Here is a 12,486-nt window from a genome sequence, read left to right as displayed (position 1 = left end):
AGGGGCGAATTGTTGTGGTATCACAAAACAGACTGATCGAAGAATTTATGGAGCTTGTACAGATCGACAGCGAAACGAAGCAGGAGCGTGTGATCGCCGATGTGCTGACTGAGAAGCTGATTGCGCTCGGCTTTACCGTCGTGGAAGACGAATCCGCGGCAAAAACAGGGCACGGTGCAGGTAATCTGATTGCAACGCTGGCGCCGAATACAGAGCAGCCTTTCCCAAAAATCTTCTTCACGACGCATATGGATACAGTAAAACCGGGCATCGGTATTCAGCCAGTTATGGATGAACAGGGCTGGATCAGCAGTGCTGGTGAGACGATTCTCGGCGCAGATGACAAAGCTGGTGTAGCTGCATTATTCGAAATGGCGCGTGTATTGAGTGAGCAAAACATTCCGCACGGTCAGATTCAATTTGTCATCACTGCTGGTGAAGAATCCGGGCTGATGGGCGCACGCGCGATGGATTCGTCGCTGCTGGATGCCGAATTTGGCTATGCACTGGATTGTAACGGAGCAGTTGGTACGATTGCTGTAGCGGCACCAACACAAGCACGTGTCGTGATGGAAATCTACGGCAAATCTGCACATGCTGGTGTGAATCCAGAAGACGGCATCAGTGCCATTCAAGTAGCAGGCAAAGCAATCTCCCGTATGAAGCTAGGACGCATCGACCACGAAACAACTGCCAATATCGGTAAATTCGAAGGTGGCGGCGCAACCAATGTCGTGTGCGATTATGCTCGTCTGGAAGCGGAAGCGCGCAGTCTAGTACACGAGAAAGTTGTGACTCAATTGGAAGCAATGCAAGCATCGTTAGAAAGTACATGTGCTGATTTTGGCGCCAAGGCACATTTCCAAAGTGTGATCGTCTATCCGGGCTACAAATTTACAGCTGATGATGAAGTGGTGGCACTCGCTCAGCGCGCATCCGCCAACCTCGGTCTGCCGAATGATATTTTCCATACCGGCGGTGGCAGTGATGCCAACATTTTCAATGGGATGGGCGTGCCGACCGCGAATCTGGCAGTAGGCTACGAACATATTCATACAACAAGCGAGCGTATTCACCGCGACGATCTGATCAACGCTGCACGTCTTGTTATCGAGATTGTACAGGAAACAGCCAAAGTCAAAGCATAAACGTTATGCGCATCGCCATTCACGATAAGGCATACACTATACTTGTTCAGGAGGCTCATTATGACAAATTCCAAACATACACCAAACCCCGCATTGGACGAAATTACACTGTCCACCGAAAAGATTTTTGACGGCAAAGTGATCAAGCTGCAAGTCGATACCGTACAACTGCCTAACGGCGAAACAAGCAAACGCGAGATCATTCGTCATAACGGCGCAGTCGCTGTACTGGCAATTCATAACGATAAAATGATCGTCGTTGAGCAGTTCCGTCAGCCGCTTGGACGCACGCAGGTGGAGATTCCAGCAGGCAAACTGGAAATCGGCGAAGATCCAAAGGATGCTATCGCGCGTGAGTTGAAGGAAGAAACCGGATATGAAGCCAAAGAGCTGAAGCTGTTATTTTCCTTCTATACATCGCCGGGCTTTGCGGATGAGCTGATTCATCTGTATCTGGCAGACGAGCTGATCGAAGGCGAAGCAAAGCTGGATGAGGATGAATTTCTGGAAATGAGCACAATCACGCTGGAACAGGCATACGAGCAAATTGCCAATCAACAAATCAGCGATGCAAAAACGATCATGGCAGTACAAGCATGGCAGCTGATCAAACTTGGCGGCAAGCTTGGACAGTGAAGGATAACATGATGAACAAGCAAACCAGACAACTAGACTCCACTGGGGATGCTTCCACAGGTTTGCAGCGCATTTACACAGATCTGCATATTCATATCGGTCGCAGCGAAGACGGGCAGCCGGTTAAGATCAGCGGCAGTCGCAATCTGACCTTTGCGAATATCGCCCGTGAAGCGTCCTTACACAAGGGCATCAACCTGATCGGTATTATCGACTGCCACTCGCCCGGTGTTCGTCAGGATATTCGTAATCTGATCTCCAGTGGTGAGATGAGCGAAATTCCGGGCGGCGGTATTCGGTATCGCGATACGACCATTCTGCTCGGCTCCGAGATCGAAATTCGTGAGCCGGGCTATCAAGAAGCACATGTGCTAGTTTATTTTCGCGATCTGAAGATGATGGACGACTTCGCACAATGGATGGGCAAGCATATGAAGAATCTTCAGCTCAGCTCGCAGCGTCTGTATACCAGTTATCGCGAATTGCAGCAGCAGGTGAAGCAGCGTGGCGGTCTGTTCATGCCTGCGCATATGTTTACCCCGCACAAAGGCATTTACGGCAGCGTCACCGATCGAATGGAGCATGTACTTAATTTGGAGCAGATCGATGGCGGCGAGCTGGGATTAAGCGCCGATACCGAAATGGCAGGCTATATCAGCGAACTGGATGCCTACCCGCTGCTAACGAATTCCGATGCCCATTCCCTTGGCAAAATCGGTCGCGAGTATAATGTCATGCAGATGCAAGAAGCCAGCTTCGACGAGCTGGTGCAGGTGCTACGCGGTACAAACGGACGCCATATCGAGGCCAATTATGGACTTGACCCGCGTCTTGGCAAATACCACCGCACCTACTGCATGAACTGCGAGCATATCATTCACGAGCCAGAAGCGGCGCTGGAACGCTGCCCGTATTGTGGTAGCACCAAGTTGACTGTCGGCGTTCTCGACCGCGTCTTGAACATCGCTGACCGTCCTAACCCACAGCCACCGTCCAGCCGACCGCCATACCGTTATCAAGTACCACTAGCCTTCATCCCGGGCCTCGGTTCCGCCAAAATGAACCGCCTGCTGGACGCCTTCGGCACCGAGATGGACATCCTGCACAATACATCAACGACCGACCTCACCACCATCGTCGGTACCGAAATCGCAGACTACATCCACCAAGCAAGAACCGGCACACTCACCCTAAGTGCCGGAGGCGGCGGAACCTACGGAAAGGTCGTCAAAGGGTAAATATTCCCTGAAATGGATTAGAGAAATAAAGCTATCGTTATAATATAAGAAGTGCTTTAATTTGAATCGCATATTTCAAATCCAAGTCGTTAAATACATGTAATGATTTGTTGAATGGCATATGTAGCCAACAATTGAAACTAAATCATGTCTTGACTAATTAGCATCGGAGGAGAAAATAATGTATTCAAAAGAAATAAAGGAAACAAGGCAACATGTCAAAATTAATAATGATCATAGTGCTTCACCTCAGAATTCCAACAATTTCGATAAAGGCATTTTTTCTCATGATATAGCAAAATGGCATTCAGTTATTGGAAATCAAAAAGTATATAATCGTTTTATTAAATCTCCTTTACAACAATCTCTTGTTCATAGCCAAAGTATGCAAAGATTCAAACTCGTAGATTCTATGACCATTCATCGCGAAAAAGAAAAACACAAAGAAAAGATTATTAAAGGTGAAAAATTACTTGATTATTTAAATGTAGCTATGAGGGAGGAAAGAGAATCTACACATCCTTTGCATAATTTTGATCAAACAGTTGAAAGTTTAAAAGAACGAGAAAAAGACTCTAAGCAAAACTTCAATGCAGGAGCAGTAACTTTAACAGCTGGAAAAAATAATTATGTTTCGTTTGCAAATGAAAATACAAAAAATAATATAGAATCAGAAGCCAATGTCAGTTCAAGCTCATCAGGAGCTGATTATGGCGAAATTAGAAAATTGATTGATTCATTTATTTCACCCGATATCGAAGGAGCAGAAAAAAATGCTCGGGAACTTGCTTCAAAAGTTCGTACAGCGATTGCTGAAACAAATCAACAGGATCTAACAAATCAAGACACAAGAGAAACGAATAAGATGGATAGTTTAGCAGGGCTTATTGCTGGAATAATGGGGGTTGCGGAAACAATTCGAAATCCATTGGCTATTCCTATGTTGCTAATGTTTTTGGATTTAATCGAATATGGTCAAACTGACTGGAAAGAAGGACTTGGGCCAAAAGATGAAGATAGAAATAGTTTGAGCCTTGAGCAAAAAATCTCTTATTTTGGATTAGAAACTGATAACAAAGATGAAAATGTAGAGGATGAAAAACAAAAAAACAATAAAAAGAAAAAGAGTGGTAAAGAAAAAAAACAAAACACAGCTAACAAAGCAGTATTGGAGCAACGTTTAAAAGACTTCGCAGATAAATATTTTCCAAACCCAGAGAGTGAAGTTAGAAAAAGAATTTTAAGCGAAGGCAATTTCAAATCCATAAGCGCTTTAGGAGGTTCAATTCCAATGGTAGGCGCAGGTTCAGCGAAACAAGTCGAAGGAAACGATTATCAACGACTTGTAACGTTAAAAGAACACTCCATGCTTGTTCGATGGGTTGAACAAAAATATAAAAATCTTTCTATACGTATGCAAGATTATGCTAATTATCAACAGCGAGATGAAGCAGAAGAAAAGCCTGCCGATGCAAAGGGACTATTATTAACTGAAGAAGAACAAGCCGATTGGTCTAATATAATGAGTAATAAAGAAGATGAAGTGTTCACTAAATGGTTTAAACAACTGTTAACTTTAAATAAAAAAACGAATGATGATTTGTAATTTTAGGTGCGCATATTTCAATATATCTACAACTAATTTTGATAAGTAAGTATGTATGTATATTTATTAAAATGTTTATGAATACGAATTTGTTGAAGATGCTAAAACGTTTGACTTTAACTTCCCAATCCCCCTATAATAATTGAAGTGAGCATTTCAGCGATGCAGTGATTTCCACAGGGGGAGGGCAAAAATGGAAGCACGGATCGATAAAATCAAACATCAACTACAATCCAAAGGTTACAAACTAACACCCCAGCGGGAAGCTACCGTGCGAGTGCTCCTTGAGAACGAGGAAGATCATCTGAGTGCCGAGGACGTATTCATGCTCGTTAAGCAAAAAGCTCCCGAAATCGGTCTGGCAACTGTTTACCGTACCCTTGAGCTACTAAGTGAACTGCATGTCGTGGAGAAAATCAACTTTGGCGACGGCGTGGCGCGTTACGATTTGCGTACCGACACGAGCAAGCATCACCATCATCACTTGATCTGCGTACAATGCGGAAGCATGGACGAGATTCGTGAGGATTGGCTGGGACCATTGGAAGAACGGCTGGATAAGGAATTCGACTTCGCGGTTCTGGATCACCGACTGGACTTTTACGGGATCTGTTACCGATGCAAGGATAAGGACACTGGGGAAGATCAATCCGGCAACGGGCAGTAATTCGTACCGCCGTGCCATTAAGATTCAGACTACCTGCATAACAGGCTGATGACGTAACTGAATAGATGAAATGGATACCAGAGACTCTCGCCCGATAATTTTGGCTGTTCGGGAGAGAGTCTTTTTGCCGTAATGGATACCGTTATATCCTTCATGCTGTTCATTTGCTAGAGCGCTTGCAAAAGGACGATGCATATAGAGCATATAATGGTATCAAAGCAACCTTTGCATCAACAGTATGATCGTACGTACATAACACCATCCATTTCACGGACATATAGAGGAGGCTGACTTGAGATGAACGAATATTTAGAGAAGTTTATCCGTTATCTGACGGAGGAAAAAGGTCTGTCCCGCAATACGCTGGAATCGTATCAGCGCGATTTGAGTCAGTTTATTGATTTTGCTCATCAGCGTTATATTATGATGCCGGATCAGATTCGCAAGACACATATCGCCCTGTTCCTCGGTGAAATGCGTCAGATCGGTAGAGCGTCATCCACCATTACACGGATGACGGTTTCGTTGCGCTCCTTTTGTCAGTATTTGGTACGTGAAAATGTCATTCAACAAGACCCGTCGATACATATGGAAGCACCCAAACCGGAGAAGCGTCTGCCACATGTCATGAGCGTGGAAGAAGTGGAACGATTGCTGGAAGCGCCGGATAACCGCACTCCGCAGGGACGGCGTGATCGCGCGATGCTAGAGCTGCTATATGCGACAGGGATTCGCGTATCCGAACTAATCTCGGTCAATGTGGAAGATGTACGCCTGGATCTGAAATTTCTGCAATGTTCTAGCAGTTCAGGCAAAGAGCGGATCATTCCCATTACTGGCGTGACCGTTAAACGAATCGGTGAATATGTACAGGATGGTCGCCAGCAATTGGTGCGCAATCGTGAAGAAGAACTGGCGCTGTTCGTCAATCAGCTCGGTACACGATTGACTCGGCAGGGCTTCTGGAAAATCATCAAAAAGCATGCCCGTGAAGCTGGGATCGAGATGGATATTACGCCGCATACGCTACGTCATTCCTTTGCCGCGCATCTATTGGAAAATGGTGCCGATCTGCGTTCCGTACAGGAGATGCTTGGTCATGCCGACATTTCGACAACTCAGATCTACACACGCGTATCCAAGAAGAATATGAAGGACGTCTACGAGGCAAATCATCCACGCGCGAACGCGACTTAATGAATGAAATAAGCTGAGCGTAATCTTGATAAAAGATCATATATGCAAATAGAATTAGAAAGCGAATGTGCAGGAAGGAGAGTCAAATATGCCAAGAAGAAAGTACGAGACTGGCGACATTTTTACGATTCCAATGCATGATGGACGATTCGCGATTTGTCAGATTGTTTGTGCATTGCGTGGAAGATTAAAGCAAGCACTACCGTTTGGAGTATTGTATATCGGTCGTTCGCAAGAGTTGCCAGCGGATCATGATGGCGAGTTTTTGGTATTTGATAGTTATAGAGGATCGTTTCAAGTAATCTTTGGTGCGGTTTCCAATATCAATGCAGGACGCTGGAATATTACATCCCATCTCCCATTAACACCGGAAAAAGAAGCACTGCAAATTTTTCGATATTCTACATCGCTATATCATGGAGATACATTTCTTCGTATTTTGCCACAAGCAGAGTGGGGGAACTATCAAATCCTAGAAGTTGCTGGGAATGAATTGGTTCAAAATTATCTAGCTCAGCATTAAATAAGTCTATTTATATTTACATTTCGCTCCATGTTCAACAACGTAACCTATCCCTATCCATCAAGGAGGACATATCATGACAGTGATTACACAAGCAACGATTCAAGAAGCTGCATCCTATATCCACAGCAAAAGCAGTATCAACCCCGAGATCGGTCTCATTCTCGGTTCCGGTCTGGGCATTCTTGCCGACCTGATTGAAGACGGCGTATCCATTCCATACGGCGATATTCCACATTTTCCAGTATCGACAGTAGAAGGTCACGACGGTGAACTGCTGCTCGGTAACGTACAAGGACGTCCGGTTGTAATGATGAAAGGTCGTTTCCATATGTACGAAGGATACGGTCCAGAAGTGACTGCTTTCCCAGTACGTGTGATGAAGGAGCTGGGCGTATCCAGTCTGCTCGTCACAAATGCCGCTGGTGGTGTCAACACATCGTATGAGCCCGGCGATCTGATGGTACTGAGTGATCATCTGAACATGACCGGACGCAACCCGCTGATTGGGCCTAACGATCCAGCGCTAGGCGTACGTTTCCCTGATCTGTCTGAAGCATATAGCCGTCGTCTGCGTAGCGTATTCAAAGAAACCGCTGCTTCGCAAGGTCTGAAAGTACAAGAAGGCGTCTATGCTGGTCTGCTCGGTCCAACGTATGAAACTCCATCCGAAATTCGTATGCTGCGCACACTCGGTGCGGACGCTGTAGGTATGTCTACCGTATCGGAAACGATTGTGGCGCGTCATGCAGGTCTGGAAGTACTCGGTATTTCCTGTATTACGAACATGGCAGCAGGCATTCTGGATCAACCGTTGTCGCATGACGAAGTGATGGAAACCGCAGATCGTGTACGCGATCAGTTCCTGAAGCTCGTACTGGCGATCATTCCACAGATGTAATTTATTTTAAGGAAGTATTACAAAAATAAGGCTGCGCTTCATCTGATTTTTAGAGATGAAGTGTAGCCTTTTGTTTGAGTAAACTTCAAAAGAAAGTAAGAATACTATCTTTGAAGTCGTGGATTTCACTTATTGATCAAGCAAAAAGGCTACCTTGTTACGAGGCAGCCTTTTTGCTGATTCTGTATATACCATGTGTTGCGATATATCCAATAGTGAAAATATCAGTTTTTAAAACTATGAATCGGCGCCGGAATGCGTCCGCCGCGGTTGATAAAGCTCTCGCAGCTGAAGCCGTTGACTGGCATCACCGGAGCATACCCTAGCAACCCGCCAAACTCAGCAATTTCGCCGACTTGCTTGCCGATCACGGGAATGATGCGGACAGCGGTCGTTTTGTTGTTCACCATACCGATTGCCGCTTCGTCAGCGATAATACCAGAAATGGTGGAGTCTTTTGTATCGCCCGGAATCGCAACCATATCCAGACCAACCGAGCAGACGCACGTCATCGCTTCCAGTTTTTCCAATGTGAGTGCGCCACGCTGAACCGCTTCGATCATACCGTGGTCTTCGCTAACCGGGATAAATGCACCGCTCAAACCACCCACATAGGAGGATGCCATTACGCCGCCTTTTTTGACGTTATCGTTCAGAATCGCAAGTGCTGCTGTTGTGCCCGGCGCACCTGCTTCCTCCAGACCCATCACTTGGAAAATCTCAGCGATGGAATCGCCAATTTCCGGTGTTGGAGCGAGAGACAGATCGACGATGCCAAAAGGAACACCGAGACGTTTGGAGGTTTCCTGTGCGACCAATTGACCGACACGGGTGACTTTGAAGGCTGTACGTTTAATCGTCTCGCACAACGTTTCAAAATCGCTGTCTTTTGCATCTTCCAGCGCACGCTTCACCACACCCGGACCGCTGACACCGACATTGATCACACATTCGGCTTCACCGACACCATGAAACGCGCCTGCCATAAATGGATTATCTTCGACTGAGTTACAGAAGATGACCAGCTTGGAGCAGCCAGCAGAATCGCGGTCGGCGGTTAATTGTGCCGTTTGTTTTACGATGCTGCCCATCCATTTGACGGCATCCATATTGATACCACTGCGCGAGGAACCAATATTGACGGACGAGCAGACACGTTCGGTCGTTGCTAGCGCTTCTGGAATGCTGGTAATCAGCTTGCGGTCGCTGGTCGTAAAGCCTTTGTGTACGAGAGCAGAGAAGCCGCCGATAAAGTTCACACCGACCTCGCGTGCCGCCCGGTCCAGCGTTTCGGCAATTGGCACGTACGATTCAGCATTGACGCCGCCCGCAGCGATGGCAATCGGGGTGATGGAGATGCGTTTATTGATAATAGGAATACCAAATTGGCGTTCCAGATCTTCGCCAGTTTTGACCAGTTTCTCAGCGAGTTTGGTAATTTTATCGTAAATATTGCGGTTGAACACATCCAGCTCGCTATGACCACAGTCGAGCAGGCTGATGCCCATCGTGATCGTTCGCACATCCAGATTCATTTCACGGATCATTTTATTCGTTTCCTGTACTTCAACGATTGAAATCATAGTATTCCTCCTGTATAAAAATGCCGCACAGACTAGCAGCGTAGTAGTCGCTTAACGCATAATGGATACGTTCGTTTCTCCTATAGTCATCCATCTATTCATTTCACCGAGTACCCATAGTCATTCTAAAAAGGATGCGAATGATACGGTTACTGAATAGATGTGAGTACAATCAAATACGGTGCATCGTACTGAAAATATCCTCATGTTGCAGCTTGATCTCAACACCGATCTCGACGCCAAGCTGTTGCAAATCCTCAACCAATTCTTCAAATGCTTTGCTTGCAGCGGATGCGTCGACGATCATCATCATATTGAAGTAATCCTGAACAATCGTTTGCGAAATATCGAGAATATTCACGTTCTGTCCAGCCAGGTATGTACATACGCCAGCGATAATGCCAACCTTATCTTTTCCAAGTACAGTAATGATTCCTTTCATAACCAACAACCTCTCCTCATAACATAATAGGCGGCACAAACGGGGGGATATCGGCATCTCTATCTTCTGTTACCCGACACCGCGTTACTGTATCCGTTCGGCGAGCTATCGTTATTATGTCAGACGTTTGCAGATCGTTCAACCTGATTTGACGGACATGAGAGATTGTTTTAGTATATGTTCCTAAGATTGACATAAAGTACAGAGTCCGTCTGTTGCTAACAGCATTTGCAGTGGAACGATGATGGAATGACTAGGTTGAGACAGACAAGATAGGAGGCAGAACGAAATATGGCGATTGAAAGTGTAAAAGAGCATTTCCGGCAATTTGGACGCGAGCAGGATATCCAGGAGTTTGAAGCGTCCAGCGCGACGGTACAGGAAGCTGCGGATACAATTGGTGTTATCCCGGCACGTATTGCCAAAACGATCTCGTTTCGTGGTGAAGGGGAGCTGGCGGTACTGATCGTTGCAGCAGGCGATGCCAAGATCGACAACAAAAAGTTCCGCGCGGCATTTCATTTCAAACCGCGTATGCTGACTGCGGAGGAAGTGTTGGAGCAAACGGGGCATGCAGTAGGCGGGGTGTGCCCTTTTGGACTGGCTCATCCATTGGACGTATATATGGATGAATCGCTGAAACGATTTGATACCGTCTTTCCTGCATGTGGCAGCAGCAATTCAGCGATTGAATTAACATTGCCAGAGTTGGAACGTTTTGCTGGTTCCAAAGGATGGCTGGATGTATGTAAGGGCTGGCAAGAAGAGGGACAAGACAATGTTGAAGGGAGCGCCTAAGCGTTCTCGCTCTACATATGGACGTAGACAGGATCATAAACCTCAGAAGCAGCAAAACCACCGACATTCGCTTCGGTGGTTTATTTGCAATGATTTCTCATAATGTTTGGTATATGTAATGGTGGTTTGGTGTATGTAGTGGTGGATACAATAAACAGAAAACAGACTCTATCCATGATCAGATAGAGTCTGTTTGTGAAGAAGCGGTATTTGATAAATGCGATTAGGATTCACCATACGTGGAATCTTCCACGCTAGTTGGTGCTGCTGGGACATCGACTGGATTGGATTCTGCTTCCGGTGGTTGCTCCGATTCGGTTGGTGGGATGACCGGCTCCGCAGGTGCTGGACTCGTAAAGCGAATTTCACCAGATTTACTGTCCACTTCCAGTGCTGCGCCAGTTGCCTGACTGATCAGACGTGCTGGTACGTAAATGACGTTATCCGTCATAATCGGCGCTCCGCCCATCGTAACCACTTTGCCGTTCACGCGTGCATATTTGCTGCCCATCGTGAAGCTGATTGTACCGGATGCGCTGGATGTTGCAGTGACCGTCTTGGTCGTTTGATCCCAGAACGCATTGAAGCCGTATTGTTTTAACAGCGGTTTGTACGCAACATAGTTGATACCGTTACGCAGGAATGCTTGCGTTTCACTTGCCGGTGCCTGACCGTCGATCATGACTTTCAGTGGAATGACCGGATTGGGATTTTTCTTCGCCCACAGGGCATATCCTTCTTGAGCGATCCAGAGACCGATTTTCTTATTGCGGCGCCATTCTTCAGGGAAGACAGATACGGACAGGTTGGTTTCGCCGTTCTTGATTCCGATCTCCGGTGTGAAGGCAGGACGCTTAAAGGTCGTAATAAACCAGTCTGTATAGCCACCACCAGAGGAATCGCTACGCTGCGGCATCAGCTGATAGCCGGTAAACTGGCGGAAGATATTCGCCAATCGTTTATCACGCGGCAGATTCGCCGCCAGCGTGTGGAAGCTCCAATAGAGAATACGTCCGGCAGAATGATAGGAAACGGCGATTTCCGGGTCGATCTCATATGTAAAGTTCACAATCGCCTTATTTTCCAGCGTCTGTACTGGAGCGGTGCCCTTATGGTTGCGCCAGAACGGATACGCTACATTCGCTTCTAGTGTTGCCCAGTAAGAATCATACTGACGGTTCGGATCGATGCCTTGCAGATTGGCTTTCCAACGTTTGAAATTGGTGCTGCCACCATTCATACGAATAAGTGCCTGATGAATGGAAGCGGGAAACTGGCTCAAGCCAAGCTGTTGCAGTGTTACGCCATCTGGGTTGACCATCGGCACAAACCAGATTTTCGTTTTGTCCAGAATACCGCGTACATTGTAACCTTCAAAGGTACGATTGGCGGTATAGGCAGCGGCGTATTGCTCGATCATCGTCATATTGAGCGTAGTGGTCAGCCATTCACGCGCATGATGCGAGCCGTTAATAAATACGGTCGCCTGTCCGTGTCCCAGACCGACTGCCCAAATATCACGTCCGTATTTTGTTTTGCCGATGGATTTGTATTCAATCACATCCGGGTACGTTTTGGCGAGTGTCTGGATGTCCCGAGTCATTCGCGCATATGTATAGGTGGCGGTAGAGTCCACAATGGAGCTGCTCGCGGCTTGAGCGGCAGGCATCGGGATAGAGGTCAGCAATACGAGCAGACCTAATAAAGCAAACACAATTTTTTTCAAAAGAATCCCCCTGTCGGTATA

12 protein-coding genes are annotated in these 12,486 nt (G+C 46.5%); 9 read left to right on the top strand and 3 right to left on the bottom strand.

Annotation, left to right across the window (positions count from 1 at the left end; genetic code table 11):
- The first annotated feature begins 14 nt into the window (after positions 1–14).
- The 8 genes from ACE3MZ_RS15170 to ACE3MZ_RS15135 all read left to right on the top strand — a co-directional run bounded on the left by ACE3MZ_RS15170 (position 15) and on the right by ACE3MZ_RS15135 (position 7,916).
- A complete protein-coding gene (locus tag ACE3MZ_RS15170; RefSeq protein ID WP_411342988.1) occupies positions 15–1,148 on the top strand; it encodes a M20/M25/M40 family metallo-hydrolase in 1,134 nt (377 codons plus the stop codon).
- Positions 1,149–1,208: 60 nt separating this feature from the next.
- The gene (locus ACE3MZ_RS15165) at positions 1,209–1,784 is read left to right on the top strand and encodes an NUDIX domain-containing protein (protein WP_411342987.1); all 576 of its coding nucleotides are present in this window, start codon (positions 1,209–1,211) and stop codon (positions 1,782–1,784) included.
- Positions 1,785–1,792: 8 nt separating this feature from the next.
- Positions 1,793–3,022 (top strand): endonuclease Q family protein, encoded by a 1,230-nt coding sequence (locus ACE3MZ_RS15160; RefSeq protein WP_411342986.1) that lies wholly within the window; start codon positions 1,793–1,795, stop codon positions 3,020–3,022.
- A gap of 181 nt (positions 3,023–3,203) precedes the next feature.
- Complete coding sequence (locus tag ACE3MZ_RS15155; RefSeq protein ID WP_411342985.1) at positions 3,204–4,628, top strand: hypothetical protein; 1,425 nt, start codon at positions 3,204–3,206, stop codon at positions 4,626–4,628.
- 193 nt (positions 4,629–4,821) lie between these two features.
- Positions 4,822–5,295, top strand: coding sequence for a Fur family transcriptional regulator (locus ACE3MZ_RS15150; protein ID WP_411342984.1), 474 nt, complete (start codon positions 4,822–4,824; stop codon positions 5,293–5,295).
- A gap of 297 nt (positions 5,296–5,592) precedes the next feature.
- Positions 5,593–6,492: a site-specific tyrosine recombinase XerD gene (gene xerD, locus ACE3MZ_RS15145; protein WP_411342983.1), complete on the top strand. Its 900-nt coding sequence runs from the start codon at positions 5,593–5,595 to the stop codon at positions 6,490–6,492.
- A gap of 88 nt (positions 6,493–6,580) precedes the next feature.
- Complete coding sequence (locus ACE3MZ_RS15140) at positions 6,581–7,015, top strand: Imm26 family immunity protein (RefSeq protein ID WP_411342982.1); 435 nt, start codon at positions 6,581–6,583, stop codon at positions 7,013–7,015.
- Between the two features lie 76 nt (positions 7,016–7,091).
- A complete protein-coding gene (locus tag ACE3MZ_RS15135) occupies positions 7,092–7,916 on the top strand; it encodes a purine-nucleoside phosphorylase (protein ID WP_411342981.1) in 825 nt (274 codons plus the stop codon).
- Positions 7,917–8,140: 224 nt separating this feature from the next.
- Here ACE3MZ_RS15135 and ACE3MZ_RS15130 read toward each other — a convergent pair whose 3' ends face one another.
- Entirely contained in the window at positions 8,141–9,499 is a 1,359-nt protein-coding gene (locus ACE3MZ_RS15130; RefSeq protein WP_411342980.1) for a PFL family protein, read from the bottom strand.
- A gap of 172 nt (positions 9,500–9,671) precedes the next feature.
- The gene (locus ACE3MZ_RS15125; protein ID WP_411342979.1) at positions 9,672–9,941 is read right to left on the bottom strand and encodes an ACT domain-containing protein; all 270 of its coding nucleotides are present in this window, start codon (positions 9,939–9,941) and stop codon (positions 9,672–9,674) included.
- A 291-nt stretch (positions 9,942–10,232) separates the two neighbouring features.
- Here ACE3MZ_RS15125 and ACE3MZ_RS15120 point away from each other — a divergent pair, with 291 nt between their 5' ends.
- Positions 10,233–10,739: a YbaK/EbsC family protein gene (locus tag ACE3MZ_RS15120; RefSeq protein WP_411342978.1), complete on the top strand. Its 507-nt coding sequence runs from the start codon at positions 10,233–10,235 to the stop codon at positions 10,737–10,739.
- Between the two features lie 223 nt (positions 10,740–10,962).
- On the opposite strand, the gene ACE3MZ_RS15115 is transcribed toward ACE3MZ_RS15120, so the two are convergent.
- Positions 10,963–12,465, bottom strand: a complete 1,503-nt coding sequence (locus tag ACE3MZ_RS15115) for a M14 family zinc carboxypeptidase (protein WP_411342977.1) — start codon at positions 12,463–12,465, stop codon at positions 10,963–10,965.
- Positions 12,466–12,486 lie beyond the last annotated feature (21 nt).

Origin of the sequence: Paenibacillus sp. WLX1005 (assembly GCF_046603685.1) — a bacterium.
In the GTDB taxonomy this organism is placed as follows: Bacteria; Bacillota; Bacilli; order Paenibacillales; family Paenibacillaceae; genus Saccharibacillus.
Note: the sequence above shows the minus strand (reverse complement) of the source record. Positions and strands in the feature narration are given on the sequence as shown.

Coding starts and splice junctions, on each gene's coding strand:
- ACE3MZ_RS15140 (WP_411342982.1), top strand. CDS start 6,581: ATGCCAAGAAGAAAGTACGAGACTGGCGACATTTTTACGATTCCAATG.
- ACE3MZ_RS15160 (WP_411342986.1), top strand. CDS start 1,793: ATGATGAACAAGCAAACCAGACAACTAGACTCCACTGGGGATGCTTCC.
- ACE3MZ_RS15125 (WP_411342979.1), bottom strand. CDS start 9,941: ATGAAAGGAATCATTACTGTACTTGGAAAAGATAAGGTTGGCATTATC.
- ACE3MZ_RS15135 (WP_411342981.1), top strand. CDS start 7,092: ATGACAGTGATTACACAAGCAACGATTCAAGAAGCTGCATCCTATATC.
- ACE3MZ_RS15120 (WP_411342978.1), top strand. CDS start 10,233: ATGGCGATTGAAAGTGTAAAAGAGCATTTCCGGCAATTTGGACGCGAG.
- ACE3MZ_RS15155 (WP_411342985.1), top strand. CDS start 3,204: ATGTATTCAAAAGAAATAAAGGAAACAAGGCAACATGTCAAAATTAAT.
- ACE3MZ_RS15130 (WP_411342980.1), bottom strand. CDS start 9,499: ATGATTTCAATCGTTGAAGTACAGGAAACGAATAAAATGATCCGTGAA.
- ACE3MZ_RS15150 (WP_411342984.1), top strand. CDS start 4,822: ATGGAAGCACGGATCGATAAAATCAAACATCAACTACAATCCAAAGGT.
- ACE3MZ_RS15165 (WP_411342987.1), top strand. CDS start 1,209: ATGACAAATTCCAAACATACACCAAACCCCGCATTGGACGAAATTACA.
- xerD (WP_411342983.1), top strand. CDS start 5,593: ATGAACGAATATTTAGAGAAGTTTATCCGTTATCTGACGGAGGAAAAA.